Origin of the sequence: Lactobacillus sp. UMNPBX12 (assembly GCF_002553955.1) — a bacterium.
In the GTDB taxonomy this organism is placed as follows: Bacteria; Bacillota; Bacilli; order Lactobacillales; family Lactobacillaceae; genus Lactobacillus; species Lactobacillus crispatus.
The window spans coordinates 1-418 of sequence record NZ_PCYY01000076.1; the positions used below are offsets into that span (position 1 = coordinate 1).

Consider the following 418-nt stretch of genomic DNA (forward strand, 5'->3'; position numbering starts at 1 on the left):
TCAATATACAGAATTTAATTTTCAAAAGTGTTCAATTTGAAATTGCAATTTTCGAATTTTTTTTGGATATTATTACTCACTGTTTTTTCAATAATTACAGATCTTTTTATTTTTTGCAATATATCTAATACATATAAAAGAAATAAGATTACTATTTGGGTAATAGGACTTATAGCAATATTATTAGCAATATTTAGTCCAACACAATTATTTATGAACTTTGGAGTAACTATTTTAGAAATAATGATGCTATCTTTATATTTCATATGTATAAAAAAGCAGAATATAAAGATAATTTTAGGATCATGTTTAATATTTGGAATAACAGATTTAAGTATCTTGACACTAGAAGCCTTTTTTAAAATGAGACCGTAAAATAGTTTGTGTAAGGATGAATATTTCCTTAATTTTATTTCCC

The 418-nt window shown here is 22.5% G+C and carries 1 protein-coding gene; it reads right to left on the reverse strand.

The genetic code is table 11. The features are described 5' to 3' along the window. Window positions 1-14: 14 nt before the first annotated feature. On the reverse strand, window positions 15-418 hold a 404-nt coding region (locus CP363_RS11095), incomplete at its 5' end, for a hypothetical protein (protein WP_233187175.1).